The sequence below is a fragment of the Psychrobacter sp. UBA6739 genome (assembly GCF_002453835.1).
Lineage (GTDB): Bacteria > Pseudomonadota > Gammaproteobacteria > Pseudomonadales > Moraxellaceae > Psychrobacter > Psychrobacter immobilis_A.
Genome location: NZ_DKHR01000029.1, coordinates 37,897 through 57,957, shown reverse-complemented (window position 1 = coordinate 57,957; position 20,061 = coordinate 37,897). Strand labels below are relative to the sequence as shown.

The 20,061-nt window shown below is 42.7% G+C and carries 16 protein-coding genes; 5 read left to right on the top strand and 11 right to left on the bottom strand.

Features of this window, described 5'->3' with window-relative positions:
• Positions 1-31: 31 nt before the first annotated feature.
• Both B2575_RS07275 and hemN read left to right on the top strand, forming a co-directional pair.
• Positions 32-2,515 carry a penicillin acylase family protein gene (locus tag B2575_RS07275; protein ID WP_296240875.1) on the top strand — a complete coding sequence of 828 codons (2,484 nt, stop codon included), beginning with the start codon at positions 32-34 and terminating at the stop codon, positions 2,513-2,515.
• Between the two features lie 453 nt (positions 2,516-2,968).
• Positions 2,969-4,510 (top strand): oxygen-independent coproporphyrinogen III oxidase, encoded by a 1,542-nt coding sequence (gene hemN, locus B2575_RS07270; protein WP_414707423.1) that lies wholly within the window; start codon positions 2,969-2,971, stop codon positions 4,508-4,510.
• A 278-nt stretch (positions 4,511-4,788) separates the two neighbouring features.
• On the opposite strand, the gene B2575_RS07265 is transcribed toward hemN, so the two are convergent.
• The 6 genes from B2575_RS07265 to B2575_RS07240 form a co-directional block, all read right to left on the bottom strand.
• Positions 4,789-6,180, bottom strand: a complete 1,392-nt coding sequence (locus B2575_RS07265) for an esterase-like activity of phytase family protein (RefSeq protein WP_296240873.1) — start codon at positions 6,178-6,180, stop codon at positions 4,789-4,791.
• Positions 6,181-6,344: 164 nt separating this feature from the next.
• Positions 6,345-7,205 carry an SPFH domain-containing protein gene (locus B2575_RS07260; RefSeq protein ID WP_045447605.1) on the bottom strand — a complete coding sequence of 287 codons (861 nt, stop codon included), beginning with the start codon at positions 7,203-7,205 and terminating at the stop codon, positions 6,345-6,347.
• Between the two features lie 15 nt (positions 7,206-7,220).
• Positions 7,221-7,718: an NfeD family protein gene (locus tag B2575_RS07255; protein ID WP_296240868.1), complete on the bottom strand. Its 498-nt coding sequence runs from the start codon at positions 7,716-7,718 to the stop codon at positions 7,221-7,223.
• A gap of 184 nt (positions 7,719-7,902) precedes the next feature.
• Positions 7,903-8,451: a porin family protein gene (locus B2575_RS07250; RefSeq protein ID WP_087816351.1), complete on the bottom strand. Its 549-nt coding sequence runs from the start codon at positions 8,449-8,451 to the stop codon at positions 7,903-7,905.
• Positions 8,452-8,660: 209 nt separating this feature from the next.
• On the bottom strand, positions 8,661-9,203 hold the full coding sequence (locus tag B2575_RS07245; protein ID WP_045447596.1) for a porin family protein: 543 nt from the start codon (positions 9,201-9,203) through the stop codon (positions 8,661-8,663).
• 111 nt (positions 9,204-9,314) lie between these two features.
• Positions 9,315-9,860 (bottom strand): porin family protein, encoded by a 546-nt coding sequence (locus B2575_RS07240; RefSeq protein ID WP_296240864.1) that lies wholly within the window; start codon positions 9,858-9,860, stop codon positions 9,315-9,317.
• 307 nt (positions 9,861-10,167) lie between these two features.
• On the opposite strand from B2575_RS07240, the gene B2575_RS07235 reads away from it, so the two are divergent.
• Together B2575_RS07235 and B2575_RS07230 are read left to right on the top strand one after the other, a co-directional pair.
• Positions 10,168-11,400, top strand: coding sequence for an 8-amino-7-oxononanoate synthase (locus tag B2575_RS07235; protein ID WP_296240862.1), 1,233 nt, complete (start codon positions 10,168-10,170; stop codon positions 11,398-11,400).
• A gap of 74 nt (positions 11,401-11,474) precedes the next feature.
• Positions 11,475-12,284 (top strand): methyltransferase domain-containing protein, encoded by an 810-nt coding sequence (locus B2575_RS07230; RefSeq protein WP_296240861.1) that lies wholly within the window; start codon positions 11,475-11,477, stop codon positions 12,282-12,284.
• Between the two features lie 108 nt (positions 12,285-12,392).
• Here the strand turns inward: B2575_RS07230 and dnaK are convergent, their stop codons facing one another.
• Together dnaK and grpE are read right to left on the bottom strand one after the other, a co-directional pair.
• Positions 12,393-14,336, bottom strand: coding sequence for a molecular chaperone DnaK (gene dnaK / locus B2575_RS07225; RefSeq protein ID WP_045447587.1), 1,944 nt, complete (start codon positions 14,334-14,336; stop codon positions 12,393-12,395).
• A gap of 192 nt (positions 14,337-14,528) precedes the next feature.
• Positions 14,529-15,128, bottom strand: coding sequence for a nucleotide exchange factor GrpE (gene grpE / locus B2575_RS07220; protein ID WP_055125643.1), 600 nt, complete (start codon positions 15,126-15,128; stop codon positions 14,529-14,531).
• A 453-nt stretch (positions 15,129-15,581) separates the two neighbouring features.
• Here grpE and B2575_RS07215 point away from each other — a divergent pair, with 453 nt between their 5' ends.
• The gene (locus tag B2575_RS07215) at positions 15,582-16,985 is read left to right on the top strand and encodes an alpha/beta hydrolase (protein WP_296240858.1); all 1,404 of its coding nucleotides are present in this window, start codon (positions 15,582-15,584) and stop codon (positions 16,983-16,985) included.
• Positions 16,986-17,094: 109 nt separating this feature from the next.
• On the opposite strand, the gene B2575_RS07210 is transcribed toward B2575_RS07215, so the two are convergent.
• From B2575_RS07210 to B2575_RS07200, 3 genes are all read right to left on the bottom strand, one after another.
• The gene (locus B2575_RS07210) at positions 17,095-18,237 is read right to left on the bottom strand and encodes a metallophosphoesterase (RefSeq protein ID WP_296240856.1); all 1,143 of its coding nucleotides are present in this window, start codon (positions 18,235-18,237) and stop codon (positions 17,095-17,097) included.
• Positions 18,238-18,393: 156 nt separating this feature from the next.
• Complete coding sequence (locus tag B2575_RS07205; RefSeq protein ID WP_296240855.1) at positions 18,394-19,467, bottom strand: metallophosphoesterase; 1,074 nt, start codon at positions 19,465-19,467, stop codon at positions 18,394-18,396.
• A 129-nt stretch (positions 19,468-19,596) separates the two neighbouring features.
• The gene (locus tag B2575_RS07200) at positions 19,597-20,058 is read right to left on the bottom strand and encodes a thiol-disulfide oxidoreductase DCC family protein (RefSeq protein ID WP_201501685.1); all 462 of its coding nucleotides are present in this window, start codon (positions 20,056-20,058) and stop codon (positions 19,597-19,599) included.
• Positions 20,059-20,061 lie beyond the last annotated feature (3 nt).

The following is a 20,061-nucleotide window of genomic DNA, read 5'->3' as shown; positions in this document are numbered from 1 at the left end:
ATAACACCTACTACCATGGACGGATAAGCTTATGAGCATAAAGATGCATAATCGGCGTGTGCCCACACTCACGCTACTGGCAGTAGCAGTCTCTTTAGGACTATTCGGCTGCTCAGACAGCGATAATAATTTCAATGACGATGATGTCATATCCCCTTCCACTAATTATGAAGCCGATATTCAGCGTACTGAGTTCGGTATACCGCACATCACCGCAAAGGATTACAAAGGCCTTGGTTATGGCGTCGGTTATGCATTCGCAGAAGATAACTTCTGCTCACTAGCACGTGAAGTTGTAGTCGCTAGCGGTCAGAGTATGCTGTATCTAGGCGCTGACGGTAATTTGGCTAGCGATGCTTTTTATACGTGGTACAACACTGACAAGCGAAAAGCTGAATTTTTAGCAGCTCAAGACCCTGAAGTCATTGATGCTGTGACAGGTTATGCAGCAGGCTATAGCCGTTATTTACGTGACAAAGGCGTGGCTAATATCGATCCTGCTTGTGCCAATGCTGAATGGGTACGCGAGATTACTCTCGATGATTTATTGACGGTCTACGGTAAAGCCAATCTACGTGGTGGCTTATCTAATTTTGTCGGTCCCATTGTAGCAGCGGCACCGCCCTCTATTTCTGGCATTCAGGATAGCTCAAGAATGCGTAGTGTTCCAGTCGCAAACCCTGTCGTAGAGTCAGCACCTGCATTCAATATGGATACGATTAATGCGATGAGTGGCGGTAGTAATGCCTATGCCTTTGGCAAGGAGGTGACTGGTACTAATAGCGGGGTCATGTATGGCAATCCGCATGAGCCATGGGATGGCGTCCAACGTTTCTATCAATTTCACTTAACGATGCCAGGTGAGCTGGATGTGATGGGCGCGGCTCAACAAGGTCAGCCTTTCCCTAACATCGGTTTTAATAAAGACGTGGCTTGGAGCCATACCGTATCCACTGCCAAACGTTTTACGCTTTATCAGCTGAGCTTAGTTGATGGAGATCCTCTCAAATACAATTATACTAATAGCGCTGGTGTGACTGAGCAGCGCGATATCGAAACCGTTCCTGTCACTATTCAGCTACCAAATAATCAGACGCAGGTTCACAATATTTATGTCTCACAATATGGACCTATGTTAGCGGTCAATTTGCTCAATGTTCAATTACCAGCATGGGGCGCTAATAATCTAGCTTACACTATCCGTGATGCCGCCTCTGAAAACCCAAGAGCGCTCAATCAGTGGCGTAGTATGAATAAGGCTACGAGCGTTGAGGACTTAGTCGATAGAATGCAAAGCGTCCTTGGTCTTGGGTTTGTTAATACTATTGCTACCGACCGTAATGGTAAGGCACTCTATGCTGACATCTCAACCGTACCGAATATGACCAAAGCTAAGCTTGAAGCTTGTAGTAGTGCTGCATCTGGCCCCTTCCTTGGTGCTTTAATTGCCTCTGACTTGCCAGCACTGAATGGTAGTACCGCTGCCTGTGAATGGGGAGTTGATACAGACTCACCGCAAGCAGGAATCTTTGGGCGCTCAAACTTACCTTTCTTGATCCGCGATGATTATGTTGCTAACTCGAACGATAGCTATTGGTTAAGTAATTTAGAGCAACCACTGACTGGATTTTCACCGCTCCTACGTCGTCGTTTAACCCCCTTCTTAGGTGCTAGTCCAGCAGATGGTGTTCCATTGCTTATGCGCTCACGTATGGGACTGGTTCAAATACAAGATCGATTCAGTAATAAAGATAACTTGGGCGGTACTAACTTCAATTTAAACAATATGCAAGAGGTCGTCTATGGTAACCGCAGTTATGTCGCTGAGTTGGTACTCGACGACGTATTAGCAGATTGTCGAGCGAATGCTAGCATGCCTTTGACGGGTGGCTCTACTATTGATGCAACCAATGCTTGTAATATCTTGAGTAATTGGGATCGTCGTAATAATTTAGATAGTAAAGGCGCTCATGTCTTTAGAGAGTTTTGGCGTAATGTGGATTTCAATGAAACGACGGATACGATATTCAGTGTTAAATTTGATGCAAAAGACCCAGTCAATACGCCTCGTGGTTTAATTATTAGTGCGGATACACGTACTGCTTTAGGAGATTCCATTAAGTTCTTCCAAGATAAAAACATCGCTCTTGATGCGTCTTTATCTGATTTGCAGTATATCGTTGATGCTAGTAAAAACGATGAGCGTATTGCTATGCATGGTGGTTTTGGTCGTGAAGGTGTATTCAATGTTGCAGAAACGAGAGGCACAAGCGCTAATGATGGCGCAAACTACCTCATTAATTTTGGTCCGACATATATGCAAAGCGTTACCTTTGATAGCGCTGGCCCTGTAGCAGAAGCCTTATTAGGTTACTCGCAAGCTTCTGATACTACTCGACCGTTCCATCGTGACCAGAGTCGTCGCTACTCAGCTAAAGAATGGATTCGTTTACCCTTCAATGCTAATGACGTTAGCAAGCAAGCCGTTGGCAATAAAATCCAGCTGAAAGAATAAGTTTGACGTAACTTAAATTAATGATAGCTTAAATTAGTGATAGCTTAAATTAGTGATAGCTTAAATTAGTGATAAAAAGACCTCAGATATATGCTGAGGTCTTTTTACTTTATGGAAGCAGTTTGTTTGAATATCGTCGATTCATCATGATGCCAGCACTTAGCCAGCTAACCGCAAGAGGGGTGTGAGTATCATTGCCAAAACCACATGGACTTATCATAAACAGTTTGTATATAAGAAAACTCGCCGACCACCCCACTGCAAACAAGGATTTGTTATACTAGTGCTTATTGATAGCTATAAACTTAGCAGCATATAGCGCTGTGAAAATTATTATTGATAACAAAGTTATTATGGTTATTAACCATCTATCAAACACCTACTGGCTTTCAGATATTTGGTCGTTAGAGATGTAAGAACAGTAATACTCAAGGTCAAAACGAGGAGTACCGCATGACAGAACATTCAGAATCAAATACTCAGCAACCTTACAATCGTGCAGGAGAGCAACCGACCACGACACGCCCTGTTATGCAATCAGAAAGTCCTTATGCAAGTACGCGTGGCAGTATGATGAGTAAGCAGCTACCTGCCTTTGATGAAGCTATTATTAATAAATACAATCGTTCAGGACCACGTTATACCTCCTATCCGACCGCTTTAGAGTTCTCACCTATCTCTGTTGGTCTTGAGTCAAAGATCCTTCAAAACCGTGAAGCTCGTGCACCACTGTCTTTATATTTTCATATTCCATTCTGTCGTCACCTCTGCTATTACTGCGCTTGCAATAAAATTATCACCAAGAAAAATAGCGACTCAGGCGATTATTTGCAGTATTTAATCGCTGAGATTAAGCACAAACGCCGCCTTCTACCTGTCCCAGAAGGTAGTAGCAAACCCCTCGTTAAACAGCTGCATTTGGGTGGGGGTACGCCAACATTTTTGCGTGATGAAGAAATGGTTCAACTGTGGGAGTTTTTACAAACTCAGTTTGAATTCTTACCTGAAGACAAAGGCGATTACTCTATTGAAATTGACCCACGTGAGCTGAGTGGCGAGACGTTAAAAGTATTGCGTAACCTTGGCTTTAACCGTGTCAGTTTAGGTGTACAAGACCTTGATGAAACAGTACAAATCGCCGTCAACCGTGTACATTCAGCAGAGCTCATTGAAAATGTGTTAAATGAGGCGCGGGATCTAGGTTTTCACTCTATCAATATCGACCTGATTTATGGTTTACCGCATCAAACACCCGCAACCTTGGATAAAACGGTGCGCCGTATCATCGAGATGTCGCCGGATCGCTTGTCAGTATTTAATTACGCACACTTGCCAGAACGTTTTAAAGCCCAGCGCCAGATTAAAGAAGCCGATTTGCCAGATCCAGCGGCCAAGCTTACGATGCTTGGTAATACCATCAATACGCTGACCGAAGCTGGCTATCAATATATCGGTATTGATCACTTCGCCAAGCCTGATGATGAATTAGCCGTGGCGCAGCGTGAGGGCAAACTGCATCGTAACTTTCAAGGTTATACCATCATGGGCGATTGTGATTTATTGGGCTTCGGCGTCTCCTCTATCAGTCAAATTGCCAATGCCAATACCCGCTATATTTTGCAAAATGATACAGATTTATCAGTTTATCAAGCGAGCATCGATGCTGCACAAAGTAACTCGGCTGCCATGCCTGCGGTAAAAGTCATCAAAACATCCATCAAAGATCGCTTGCGTGAATATGTGATTATGAATCTACTCTGTCACGACTATATCGATTTTAAAGACGTCAATCAAAAATTTGGTATTGATGCCATCACTTACTTTATCAATGAGATTCAACAGCTTGGCGCCATGCAAGAAGACAAGCTCATCGATATGGACGCGGCTGGTATTCGCGTGCTACCAAAAGGTCGATTATTAGGTCGTAACGTCGCCATGGTATTTGATGAATATCTTGAGAAAAAACATAAGAACCGTTTCTCAAAAGTTATTTGATTGAGTGATTCCATACATTAAAAGCAGTCATAAAAAAGACCTTATTCGAGGTCTTTTTTATGGTGTTTAATAAAGCTGATGATTGACGAAAAATACCTCTAGGGCGTGTCCTCATTTCAAAAATGGTGATAAAAATGAGATAAATTGCAGTCAAACGAGGAAAATAGCGCAGATAATATCGGGATATTAACCAGCTATTTAACGATGTTTGGCAAAATTTAGCCATTTTTAGCCCGTTTAGATATGATAAATTGAATTGAGGACATGCCCTAGCCTACTCAGTAGCCATCACCGCATTCAGAAGGCTTCACCATATATAGCCTATTTGCATCTTCTATTGTTTTTTCACTGTCCAAATATTTCTGCTCAATTGTGCTTTTAGCGTTGGTAATCATTGAATCCGTCATCGCAAAGTCATCGTCGTTTAGTAGACCCAATGAGCCGTCTTGACGCAACCACAAACCTTCTAACTTATCATGTGGATATTCTACAGTTGCGAGAACGTCGACGACCAAGGTTTTCTTGACTGGTTTGATTGCCAATTCCTTCAGCAATTGCCAATTTTCTTCATCTGCTGCAATAAGCTGCTCAAGCGTTTGTCCATTGATCGTTAAACCCAATACATGATCTTGCTTGATATTATCTGTATTTAAAATATTCTCAATATCAGTCGCCTGCGAGAGGTCAATTTTATAAATGAGCTTTTGCGCAGACTGGTCTTGTAGCGGAAACTTGCGATCATGTTCAATCAAATAAAACTCGTGATTGTTAATCGCAACGATACCCGAAGTCACATGGTGAGCATGATCGAGACGATACAAATACTGTGCTATTTGACCAGAGTATAGATTGATAGTGACGATGCGCGTCAAACTAGAGACACGACCTGACTGATCAGGGTTGTCCATAGAAGACTCCATAATACCCACCAGTGTGCTCTGATCTGGAGTAATCGTTAATGCTTCCATACCGCGATTTGCACGACGTTTGGTAAATTCTGCTGGTAGTAAAATCGGCTGACCATTAACAATTACATTATTGCGCTCATCGCTCGCAAAGGCATTGATACGCTCAATCTCCACCCCCTGCGCATTATAATGAACCAAATGAGGACCATACTCATCACTGATCCAAAAACTACCATCTGTGAGCGCAGCAAGACCTTCAGGATCTAAACCATTGATATCGTTTTTGATAGGATTGGTCACTGCATCAAAAGGTAGGTTGGGATTCATGGTCATCGGCTGACCGTCGACATCGTAAGGGACTTCATTAGTTCCGCCGAGTGCTTGTGGATTCGGTAGCCCAGAGATAGGATTGCCATTTTCGTCTTTTAGCAGTATCTCTTTGATCTTAATAATTTGCCCAGTTGCTTGTAGCTCAAACAGTCCGATGCGCGGTGTATAGTCAGGTACTAAAAACTGTTTACCTTTGCCTGCACTACCTTCGAACTCCGCATTGGGACCGCGATCGGTGAGCACATAAAATTGATTGGCATTGGTTGGATGAGCCGCTGCATCTGAGCCAAAACCACCCCCTCTAATCTCAAGCTTCCTCTCAGGATACGCAGCATTGACATGCGTATCATCGAGCACGGTATAAGGCAGTGCCGTGCCTTGGATGAAGCCTTTTATTTGAATGATTTCTGTATTAATATTTTGTATCGTCATTTTTTATCCCTGATATATATTCTATTCTTGTTAAACGAACCATATGAGTAATTTATTAGATGTAGCATTCAGCACAATTGACAGTCGAAAAAATAGCCAGCGCCCAATAAGCTCACTGACCATTTTAAGAGTTAATGCTATAACACATGGCTACACATTACTTATTAAACCTTAAGCTTGTCACCCACCATACCTTTGATGGTACTTAAAATATCAGCAGGTAATACCACCATTTTGGCATTGTCAGACTCTGCCAGCTCACGAATCGCCTTAATATATTGCTCACCAAGTAAGTAGACAATAGGCATCTCTTCCTCGCCCATTGCATTAGTAATCAAGCGAATAGACTCTTCAGAACCTCTCGCCAATACCACTTGTGCTTCGGCATCACGACGTGACGCCTCTAAACGTCCATCTGCCTCTAAGATCGCCGCTTGCTTTTGACCATCAGCACGAGTCACTGTCGCACGGCGTAGACGCTCTGCCGCCGCCTGCTCTTCCATTGATGCTTGCATCGTTTGCGATGGATTAATATCTTGAATTTCTACTGTCTTTAGGGTGATCCCCCAGTCCGCAATATCTTCTGATATCGCATGCTTTAGCTTCATTTTGATTTCATCACGGCTAGACAATGCACTATCAAGATCCATCTCACCAATAATTGAACGTAGTGACGTCTGCACCAAATTACGAATACCATATTCATAATCTTCAATGCCATAAACGGCCTTATCTGGGCGCACGATATTAATATAAGCCACGGCGTTGGCAATAATAACAACGTTGTCTCGCGTAATGACCTCTTGTGAGGGAATATCAAGAACAATGTCTTTGGTCGTCACTTTATAAGCGACATCATCAACGAAAGGAATAATAAGGTTGAGACCCGGCTCTAGTGTTTGGCTATATTTGCCCAGTCGCTGCACCACCCACTTATAACCTTGTGGCACGATTCGAACGCCTTTGAAAACCGTAAAGACAACCAGTGCAACCAAAACCACCATGACAATGCTGAAGCTTTCCATAATTCTTCCCTATTATTATAATTGCATGTCTTTATTAATCGCTGCCTTCGATTTCATACTGCTTACGATAAGCTCATTACCGACAATATCGGTCACCACCACTCGATCGCCGACTGCCACTGGCTCACCCGTAGTGCGGCACATCCACTCCGCTGCCCCAACAATAGGAACACTGAATCTGACGGTGCCCGCTCTATCTGGCTGCGGCTGGACGATAATCATGCCCGTTTCACCAACGATAACACTACCACCCAAGCCTGCTTTGGTGCGATCTACTGATAAGGGTTTAATAAACTTGAACCATGCCAGCAAGAATATGGCAGAAAGCACCAACCAAATAATAATTTGCACAGAGACAGAAATAGGTAATAGCCATGAAAGCGCGGCAACGATGATGGCAGCGGCACCAAACCAAAGGCTGGCGAATGTCGGCACAAACATCTCAATGATCAGCAATATAAAACCTAAGACTAACCAGTGCCAAGGTTCAATCATCCACAGCATCTCCATCATCACTACATTCCCTATCTTTATCATTCTAACTTTTAATGTAGCACATTTTTGGTATTAATAATTTCTTAAAAATCATCAATATATGATGTGTATACTTCGAAAAATATGAGAAACACATATTAAAACTTAGAGCATAAAAAAACGACCGCCAAAGCGATCGTTTCTTTTTTCTTTAATCAACTTATTAAAACTTAATGTGAGCACCTAAAGTCAATAGAGTAATATCTTCAGCGACATAATCATATTCAGCTTCAACGCTCATGCTAGGGTTAAAGTTATAACCCAAACCAATACCACCAGCAACACCACTATCGCTATCGCTTTCACTAATAGTGTTTCCAAGTACGTCACTTAAAGAAGCATCAATCTCAGCTTTAGCAAACCCTAACTTACCTTTGGCATATAAACCAGTATTAGGGAATTGATAACGGTAAGTACCATAAGCACCATAAGTTTTAAGGTCATATTCACCCTTAAGAAGTCTGGTACCTGTATCAATATCAGTGTCACTAGAGCCTACATATTCAACTTCAGCACCAAAGTTAGGATCAAAGTTATAACCAGCATAAATACCATAAGCAGTAGGATCATCTAGATCATCAGCATCTACCATGAACTTACCAGCTTTTACGCCAACATACGGCTGACCTGCATAGTTAACTGCCGCTTGCGCGCTGACACTCAATAAAGAGCCAACTGATAGGGCGATCAAAGCTTTTTGTAAAGTATTCATATATCTTCCTGTTAAATAAAACTAAAAATACCATCTGAATGAAAATAACAGAGCATATAAGTTAGCTGAACTATTGTCGAATTCGAGATATTAACAGAACCTTATTTCAAATGCACTCTTTTTTAATGACGCTTACAGTGTTTTTTATCGTACAAAAAAACGCACCTCGAAGGGTGCGTTTTTTAGTTATCATACTGCTAATCAAAAACTTAGAATTTTAGCTGAGCACCAACAGTCATTAGATCTGCATCGCTACCTAACATGTCATATTCAGCTTCAACACTGAAGTTTGGGTTAACCGAATAACCAAGGCCTACACCACCTGCAAGGCTGGTATCGTCGTTAGAAATGGTTTTTCTGTTAGAGTCTTCAACGATATAGTTACCTTCGATTTCAGTCTTAGCAACACCTAGCTTACCTTTGGCATATAGCGCAGTATTTGGGAACTGATAACGATAAGTACCATACGCACCATAGCTCTTAGCATCGATATCACCGTTGTAATAATCGGCATCGCCTGAACCTACATATTCTGCTTCGATACCAAAGTTAGGATCAAAGTTGTAACCGCCATAGACACCATAAGCGGTTGGCTTGTCAGCACCGTTTACATCTAGGTCAAACTGACCGACTTTTACACCAACGTATGGCTGACCAGTGTAACCGTTGCCATAAGATACGGCAGCTTGTGCACCCATGCTTAATAAAGAACCAGCTGCTAATGCAAGTAACGTTTTTTGTAAAGTTTTCATAGTATTCCCCTAGGGTTATATTTTTAATTATTTGTCTGTAAAGTATCTGGATGAGAAAAGATTATTATTACCATCTTCTCTCACTCGTTTAGCTGATAAATCGTTTTGGCTTTAGAACTTCAACTGAGCGCCAACAGTAAGTAGCTTGGCATCGACATCACTGTCCATCATTGAGTATTCAGCTTCGACACCAAAGTTAGGATTCACTGAGTAACCAAGACCTACACCACCAGCAAGACCTGTGTCGCTGCTAGATCTCGAAACTTTAACTGGACCGACAGTGTAATCACCTTCTACTTCAGTTTTAGCAACCCCTAGCTTACCCTTAGCGTATAAGCCAGTGTTTGGGAACTGGTAGCGTGCCGTACCATATGCGCCATAAGTTTTGGCATCAAGATCACCATTTTTGTAATCAGCATCATCTGAACCTACATACTCTGCTTCCACACCAAAGTTTTGATCGAAGTTATAACCACCGTAGACACCATAAGCAGTTGGATCATCTGCATTGTCGATATCTAGATCAAACTGACCGACTTTGACGCCGACATACGGCTGACCAGTGTAACCGTTGCTATAAGAAGTAGCGGCCTGTGCGCCAACAGTTAACAAAGAACCAGCTGCTAGTGCAAGTAGCGTTTTTTGTAGAGTTTTCATTATTAGCTCCTTAAAATCAATTTGGACAAACAAGTTATCTATTTATATTGGCTTTGATAGCCCTATCGCCTTGTTTGCTAACGATGGGTATATAGTAACAAACTATTTCAAGTCGTCTGTCAGTGTTTGATGGTATGAGAGTTAAGATTTGCAAGTATTTATCAGTGCTTGGGTTACAAAGGCAAAGATATGAAATCTTTTGTTACAACCACTGAGTTTATGCAATAATCCCTACTCATTTCATCGCCTTTCTAGCAGAAATAAGCATAAAACTATAAGAGATACCGAATATTTTAAGGTAAAAATAATGACTGGACGTATAACTAGCCGCTTACAAGAAGCGCTTACAGCACTCAAAGCCACCCAACAATATCGTCAATTACCCAATCTCCAACATCATGGGCGATACGTTATTAGCGAAGGTCAAACCTTACTCAATATCGCCAGTAACGATTATCTGGGCTTAGGCGGCGACACCGAATTACAAAACGAATTTCTCAGTCAACTAACACCGCTATCAGTCGCACAAATGCCTAAAATGAGTGCGACGTCCTCACGCTTGCTCACTGGAAATGATGCACAACTACAAGCGCTAGAGTCTGAGTTGCAGGAATGGTATCAAACCGCTGTCGGCAAACGTGACATCTCTGCCTCAAAATCGGTATTGGTATTGAATAGCGGCTATCATGCCAATCTTGGTATATTGCCAGCCCTGACAGCCTTGCCAGTTAAAACACTGATCTTAGCTGACAAGCTGGTACATGCCAGCATTATCGATGGGTTGCGGTTGAGTCAAAGCAAACTTGTCAGCTATCGTCGTTATCGTCACAATGATTATGAACATTTAGCGACGTTTACTGAGCAAGCAGCGCCAGACATTGAACGCATCATTATTGTCACTGAGAGCATCTTTAGTATGGATGGTGATCGTGCGGATTTATGTCAACTGGTACAATTAAAAGCTAGCGATGCTCGTATCGAACTGTATGTCGATGAGGCTCATGCCGTCGGTGTATTAGGTGATACAGGCTTGGGACTAGCGGAAGAAACGCAGACATTGGCTGATATTGACTATTTGGTCGGTACTTTCGGTAAAGCGTTTGCCTCGGTGGGTGCTTATATCATGTGCGATGATGTCGTCAAGCAATGGCTAATTAACCGCATGCGTCCACTAATTTTTAGTACTGCATTACCCCCTATCAATCACGCATGGACGCGATTTATTTTAGCAAAAATGCCAATGCTAAATAATCAACGGGCGCATTTAGCGCGGTTGTCTACCAAGCTTAGTCAAGCCATCGAGCCAAGATACCGTGCGTTCCAAAACACCCAGCATTCACACTATGAATCACCGATTGTGCCTTATATCTTGGGCGACAATGCCAGCACGCTTGCCAAAGCACAACAATTGCAAGCAGCAGGTTTTTACGCACTGCCTATCAGGCCACCCACTGTGCCTATAAATACCGCTCGTATCCGTTTGGTGATGAATGCCAAGCTGACAGATGAAGACTGCGAACAATTGATACAACAATTATAAATCTGTTGTTATACATCAGCGACGTCAGTCCTGCTATCGATTGATAATTGGCTCACTTGGATATAATAAACCGTATGAAAACACTCGCCACGCCTGATAACTTTAGCACCAGAAAACAAACCATCGCTCGTCATTTTGCCAATGCCAGCGACTATGATCAGCATGCCAATGTTCAGCAGCAAGTCTGTCAATATTTAATAGACAAACTCACTCACACTGAACATGACAGTGTGCTTGAAGTCGGTGCAGGAACTGGTCAAATGACCCGTCTACTCGCAGCACACATTCAAAGTCAATATTGGCTAATCAATGAATTATGCGCTGAACAAGCGGCTACTTTACAATCCATATTGCCCAATGCTGACATAGCAATTGGCGATGCTGAAACGATGAACTTTGAGGATGAGCATAGCTTGATAATCAGTGCCAATGCAGTGCAGTGGTTTGATGACCCCTTAAACTTTGTTGCGCAATCAGCACGCCGCTTGCGAGCTGGAGGTCAACTGCTGTTTAACACTTTTACGCCAAATAACTTTTTGCAAATAAAGACTCTAACGGATCAGGGTCTTCACTATCCCGATATCATTGAGTGGCGACTGGCACTGATTAGTGCGGGTTTTGAGAAAATTGAACTGCCCACTCAGCGTTTCGAGTTACCGTTTGCCAGTCCTTACGCCATCCTAAAACATATGAAATTGACAGGCGTATCGACCAATCAGACGCAAGTAAAAGCTAACAGCACCCAGCCCTTTACGTGGACCAAGGCACGCTTGCAACAGTTTGAGTCTGATTATTGGCAACATTTTTCGGCGCAAGATGACGCCGGTCAGCCTATCGTTCATTTGACTTATGAAGTACTGATAGTGAGTGCCTTTAAATCGTGAAAACAAGATATAGAGTGGTAGGATATTTCTTATAAATAACAGCCATAAAAAAACGCACCCCGAAGGATGCGTTTTTTGTTTTAACTGCGTTTAGTTACTAAACCACAATTATTTTTTGTCTTCGTCTACTTCAGTAAACTCAGCATCAACGACGTCATCATCAGCTTGGTTGCTATCTGCTGCATTGTCCGCGCCTTGTTGGAACTGGCTTGGATCCATGCCCTCGCTACCTGCGCCTGCATCAGCATAAATCTTCTGACTAACTGGCAAGAAGGCATTGTCTAATGCTTCAAGCTTGGCTTTGATGTCATCATGATCATCTTCTTTCATTACCGCTTCAAGCTCAGAGATAGCAGCTTCTACTGTTGATTTTTCTTCAGCAGTTACCTTATCTTCAGCGTCTTTCAACGCTTTTTGTACCGCATGAATACGACCATCTGCTTCGTTACGAACTTGCGCTAAGTTAGCGAATTTTTCGTCTTCTGCAGCATTGGCTTCTGCATCACGAACCATTTGCTCAATTTCTTCATCCGTCAAGCCAGAATCTGCTTTGATCTGGATGCTTTGCGCTTTACCCGTACCTTTGTCAGTTGCTGAGATATTCATGATACCGTCAGCATTGATGTCAAAAGTAACTTCAATTTGCGGTAGACCACGTGGTGCTGGTGGAATATCCGTCAAATCAAAACGACCAAGCTGTTTATTTTGGTTAGCGATTTTACGCTCACCTTGATAAACCTGGATGGTCACAGCTGGTTGGTTGTCTTCCGCCGTTGAGAATACCTGTGATTTCTTAGTAGGAATCATGGTGTTTTTCTCAATAACTGGTGTCATGACACCACCCATCGTTTCGATACCAAGCGTTAGTGGCGTCACATCAAGTAGCAATACGTCTGTTTTTTCACCAGACAATACCGCGCCTTGAATCGCAGCCCCTGCCGCTACTGCTTCATCAGGGTTCACATCTTTACGTGGCTCCTGACCGAAGAACTCTTGTACTTTTTGCTGTACCAGTGGCATACGAGTCTGACCACCAACTAAGATAACATCATCGATGTCACCAATTTTTATGCCAGCATCTTCAAGCGCAATCTTACAAGGACCCATGGTACGTTGTACCAACTCTTCAGTTAAGCTCTCAAGTTTTGAGCGACTGATAGTGACCACCAAATGCTTAGGACCATTGCTGTCTGCAGTAATATAAGGCAAGTTCACTTCAGTACTTTGGGCACTTGATAACTCAATTTTCGCTTTTTCTGCCGCTTCTTTTAGACGCTGCATCGCCAATGAGTCACCTTTCAAGTTGACATCTTGGTCTTTTTTGAACTCATCAACCAAATAATCAATCAATGCTGAGTCAAAGTCTTCACCACCAAGGAATGTATCACCATTGGTTGCTAAAACTTCAAACTGCTGCTCGCCATCAACGTCAGCGATTTCGATGATTGATACGTCAAAAGTACCACCACCTAAATCATAAACAGCAACCGTGCTATCACCTTGCTTCTTGTCCATACCGTACGCAAGAGCCGCAGCTGTTGGTTCGTTGATGATACGTTTTACATCAAGACCCGCAATTTTACCCGCGTCTTTTGTTGCTTGACGTTGTGAGTCATTAAAATAAGCTGGTACCGTTACAACCGCTTCAGTAACAGTTTCACCAAGATAGTCTTCTGCTGTTTTTTTCATTTTTTTCAAGATTTCAGCAGAAACCTGTGGTGGTGCTAATTTTTTACCGTTAATTTCTACCCATGCATCACCGTTATCTGCTTTGGCGATTTTGTAAGGTACCATGCCGATATCTTTTTGCACGACTTTGTCATCAAAACGACGACCAATCAAACGCTTAATCGCAAACAACGTGTTGTTTGGATTGGTGACCGCTTGACGTTTGGCTGACTGACCCACCAAAATTTCATCGTTTTTATAAGCAACGATAGATGGCGTTGTACGAGTACCTTCAGCATTTTCGATGACTTTAACTTTGTCACCTTCCATCACTGCGACACACGAGTTAGTCGTACCTAAATCAATACCAATTACTTTACCCATAATTATTTGCTCCTAATTTGTTTTAAGTATTTATCTATTCAGACCGTGGTTGATCTCTTGTTGCTATATATATCGGTTTACTTATGGATTTTTTCAAGTCAATCATCATGCAAAATTTGTCTTTCGTGTGACTTTTTGTGAAAACCCTTAATAATAGTAGGGTTTAGCACATTAAAAATCCAATTTTTAGTACTACTGCCCAACACGTACCATGGCTGGGCGTAATAAACGACCGTTCAAGCTATAACCTTTTTGTAATACAGTACCGACAGTATCAGCTTCCGCTTCTTCATCAATACCTACCGCTTCATGCAAATCAGCATTAAATTTCTCGCCTTGTGGGTCAACCATTTCGACGCCGTTCTTATTTAATACGTCCAATAACGCTTTGTGCGTCAGTCTCACCCCTTCTGTAACAGGGTCATCGGCATGGGCGCTTTCAATGGCGCGTTCTAAGTTATCGACCACTTCTAATAACTCTTTGGCAAATTTCTGCAAGGCAAAACGCTTGCTCTTATCCGCCTCTTGCTCCATGCGTTTTTGTGCATTGTAAGCTTCAGCATTAGCACGGGCGGTGACTTCTTTAGCTTGCTTCACTTCACCTTCTAGCTCAGCGATACGCGCTTTAAAGGTGTCGAGATCGATTTCATTGTCGATGGTCATCTCTTCACCTGAGTTATGCTTTGGATCAAACTCTTTCATGGTTTCTTCTAAAATACTGTCACTGTGTTCAATATTGTCATGCGCCACATTTTGCTCAGGCGATTCGTGGTTGGTATTTTGCTCGCTCATGATAGCTCCTTAGAATTTTAATAATGAAGATTGATATAAGAGGCAACAAGCTCACTATTTGCTAGGGATACTGTGCTCTTATTAAATAATTAACCCGTCTTACACATTGTTGTTATGAGTACCTTCTACTAGCTGTTTGATAAAGGTGATGGAGGTAAATTTCAAGCCTAAGCCAAGGGAATTTTTCTAATTTACAACAAATATTGCCTAAATCTAGATTAAAGTGCTCAAAACAGAATTTCATAGGTGGCAAATGGCTATCCATGTTGGTTAACACAAGCTACAAGAAAGCAGTACTTATTCCAAAAACTTACCGTTGGTACATAAGCCATTACCAAACAATACTCAACTTTATTTTTGATTACTCTATTATTGCTAAAAATAGTATGGCTCATATCAAAGTAAACGCTCATATATGACAACGCATACTGACAATCCTTAACGAGAAGTGTTATGTCTAAATCAACCGTGTTATCAATCAACGCTCTATTAAATAAAGCGCTGATGACGATAAAACTCGCATCAACAGATCGTATAGATAATGGTATAAGAGAAGAAAATGGCACTCAAGAGAATCGTTTGACCGTCAAACAAAAAGTACTTAGCTATAACCCGTTGACGACTTGCCAGCCGCATACCTTGCACTATGCCATGAAAGGAGTCGGCTATCTGCCAACGCCACTATTAGAGAGCTTGGTTGCTTATTTGAAAGGACCTAGCTCAAAACAATATCTGCACGCCGATGCTCACCTGCGTTTGATTCTCGCGGTGAATAGTAAGCTTAAAACGCCTCTTGAGCTGACACCAATGCATGAGCTGCGCGAAAGGTTCGCTACTGACGCCGTGGCGATGCAAGCGCCGCAGGTATGGCAGCAAGCAAGTGACAATATCATCGGCAACATGAAGCGATTTACGAAAAAGAATCAGAAGCTTGTGCATTGGGAAGACAAAGTGATTGCCAACGCTGATGATGGCGATATGACCATTCGCTGTTATCAATCAGACGTGAGCTCTCATGGCTTAGGGTTCAAAAAAGCGGATACTCATAATTCTGATGAAACAGTGCTGTTATATTTTCATGGAGGTGGATTTTGTATTGGTGATGTCAATACCCATCATGAATTTTGCCACGCGGTTTGTGAGCAGACGGGCTGGCCGATAGTCAGTGTTGATTATCGCTTAGCGCCTGAGCATCCCGCACCAGCCGCATTAAAAGACTGTATCACTGCTTACGCTTGGCTGGCTGAGCATTGCCATACCTTAGGTGCTTTACCCTCGCGAATCGTGCTAGCAGGCGATAGTGCTGGCGGCGGATTGTCCACTTTGATTGCTCAGCAACTTACTGCGCCCTCGCAAGTCGCATGGTCAGATCTGGGCAGTGCAGGTCAAAAAATGTTCGATTTATTAGAGCGCTTACCAAAGCCACTTGCACAAATGCCTTTATATCCTGTGACGGATATCGAAACGGATTATCCAAGTTGGGAGTTATATGGTGAGGGATTATTATTGGATCATGCCGATGTGGCTGTATTTGATGCCGCTTGTTTAGATAACAGCCCCTTGCCACGCCAGCATATCCTTAACTGTCCGATGCTTGGTGATAATAGTAAAGTATGCCCGACTTATATTGTCGCCGCAGAATTAGACGTATTACGTGATGAAGCATTTGCTTATGCAAAGCAATTAAAGGTGCATGGTATAACAGTTGAGACTCATACCATTCTGGGTGCGCCGCATGGTTTTATTCATTTTATGAGTATTCATCAAGGTATCGGACAAGAAACAGGCGATATTATTAAAGGGTTTGCGAGTTTTGTGCGTGACGTTATCAATACCCAGTCACAATTAGCGGCATAGTTATCAATACAGTTGTATAAGAGAGTGCCTGTTTACTTATAAAATAGAATGGCACTGCCACTATTTGAACGTTACTTTTTTAAGCATTGTTTTCTTAAATATGACTTGCTTAAACGTTATCTCCAACCTGACCATTCAAAGTGATCAGCCAAATCTCTGAGCGCGAACCCAAGCGAAATGGAATGCCCCAAAAGCCGTAACCAGATGACACCACAAAGTGTCCTTTGCCAATGGCTTCATAGCCATAACCCAAGCGATTGATGGCACTGACAATAAAGTTGGCGGGAAATATTTGACCGTTATGGGTATGCCCTGAGAGCTGTAAATCAATCGGCATTTGGCTGTGCTCAGCAATATCACTTGGTCTATGATCTAGCAGTATCACTGGCTGTGTAGTATCAACTTGAGCCAGTAGATCGGTTGTGGCTACCCGCTGTCTTTTATGGTTATCAAAACGCCCTATCAGCCAGACTGGTTGACCTTCATGCTCGATGCCGATTACTTCATCATTTAACAACTGCACGCCAGCAGCACGCAACGCTTGGACAATCGGCTGCTCATGCCCGTATAAATCATGATTGCCCAATGTCGCATAAACACCATACGGCAAGCTTTTGCATAACTCCGCAAAGTTTTTCGCCATATTATAATCAGTAAATGCTTGCGTATTATCATCCATGATATCGCCCGGCATTAGCAATATATCGGCTGTATTTTTTACCATAAGATGATGCAGTCTATCTATTGCACCACTGCCAAACAGTCTCCCGATATGTAAGTCGCTAGCGACCACAATACGTAAAGGCTTAGCCAAAGGTTTATCAATATTAACAGATAACTCACGTACCACAGGCGCATAAGCACTGTATAGGGCATAGAAAAACAACCCGATAAATATTGCCAATGCCAATATGCGCAACCCAAAATCGACGGTAGCCGGTGTAGCGAGCGCATCACCAGTTAGCGATGTGATTAACCAATAGCCACCATAAAATAGGCTGGTAACTAAAGCCGTCAATAGCATGAAATGCATAACTAACATCCAACCACTGATCCAGCGATAGCTATTGGCAAATGCTCTATTGACACTGAGTAGCAGCAAACCGTTGGTAATAACGAATACGATGACCCATACCGAAGTTTGCAAACCTGCTGTCTGCCAAGGCTGTAACCACCATTGCACGCTTAGAGCTGCACCGACACTAAACAGCTGCAATAGCACAAAAATGGTGATAAAAAATGCGTAGCGCATGAAAAATCCTTGAGTATGATGGCAGCCATGCAGTATGTTTTTAGCTGACAATACAAGCAAAATAGCTATCAGCCAGCCTAACAGCAAATAAAAGCCTCTACCATTTAGATATAGTAGAGGCTTTATCATTAGGGTAACACTGTTTATTTAAATGGCTCATACACCAGACTGCAACGTAATTATCCAAATCTCAGAACGCGTTCCCAGTCTAAATGGTACGGGACCAATGCCATAACCAGAGGTCACCAAAAACTGCGTATCGGCTATTTTTTTACTACCATAGTTTAGTGGTGTCAACCAATCCATCAATAGCGTTAACGGAAATATCTGCCCGCCATGGGTATGTCCAGACAGATGCAAATCGACTGGCAGGGCGCTGACCTCATCCATCGCGCTAGGACGATGTTCCAAAAATATCACTGGTTTATCTGTGTCTACTTGCGTCAATAATTCCTCGGCTGACAGTCTAGTACGATCGATATCATCTGAGCGCCCCACCAGCCATACTGAATCATCTAATAGCACACTCTCATTATCAAGCGCTTTGATGCCAGCCTCTTCCACCGCCTGTGTGATCTGTTGGTCATAACCGAAATAATCATGATTGCCTAAAGTCGCATAGACGCCAAGCGGCGCCTTTAGCTTTGATAGCTGCTCATGCATATTGGTATTATCGTAAGCAATGGTATTGTCATTCATAATGTCACCAGCGATAACCACGACATCGGGATGTTGCGCATCGATAAGGCGCACCATTTTCTTTATCTGCCGATTGCCAAACCATCTGCCCAGATGCGTATCAGAGACAAGCGCTATCTTCATTGGCTTAGCCAGCGGCTTAGCTGTAGTGACCGTCAATCGATGTACTTCGGGCGAGTAGGCATTAAATACGGCTAAGCTAACAATGGCTATATAAATCGTGACAGATAGAGCGCGCAAGAGTATTGGACGAGATTTTTGTTTAAAGAGCCGATAGACAAGGAGCGCAACTACAGCAGTTATCAAACCCGCATAAAACATAAAACCTTGCAAAATACTGATGACTAAATAGACATAAAAGCGTTCGTACCAAAACTCAGTCAAACCATAAATGAGAGCACTATTATTAATAATAAAGACAACAGCTATCAGTGCAGCTTTTGCAGCAGTCGTTTTTGGCTTTACAAACCAGCAGAGAAGCACGCTGGTCATAACAGCTAGCAACTGAGTGAAAACAATAAAGAACCACATAATCAAGTCTGCTTAGATAAAGATAACGCTATCTTACGTGAAAAATTTGATGCTCTGGATATAGCCTCATTTTTTCCACGAAAACTTCATATGCTTTACGCCCAAGGTGCTGTTGCCACAAAACGTACTTTAACTTTTATCTGGTGCTATTTTACAAACGCCGTTTTCACAAGCCTGCATCAGCGCTTTGCCATAGAGCAGCTTGGTCACCCAATTCGGGATTCTATAGCGATTACGCGCGATATACGGATAAGCGAAGTCACCAAGTTGTTTGACTACTGGCAAAAATAACAACGTTGACAATTTCACGCCGCCCGTTCTGTAGAGCAGCCGCACGGCATCCATATGCGTGTACCAATTGCCGTAGCTGTCTTGCATACACATATACGTCATCGCATCCTTACGGCTGAATCCTGCGGCCGCCAACTCATCAAGCCCCTCTTCCACAGGAACTAAGCGTATCTTCTCGGGCTGACGCACTTGCATATTGTGTGCCTCGGTACTGCATATGACGCAAGCATCATCGTAATACATGGTGATGGATAAATGTGCTTGCTCTCTATAACTGTTGATATGGTTTTGGATAATCATCTT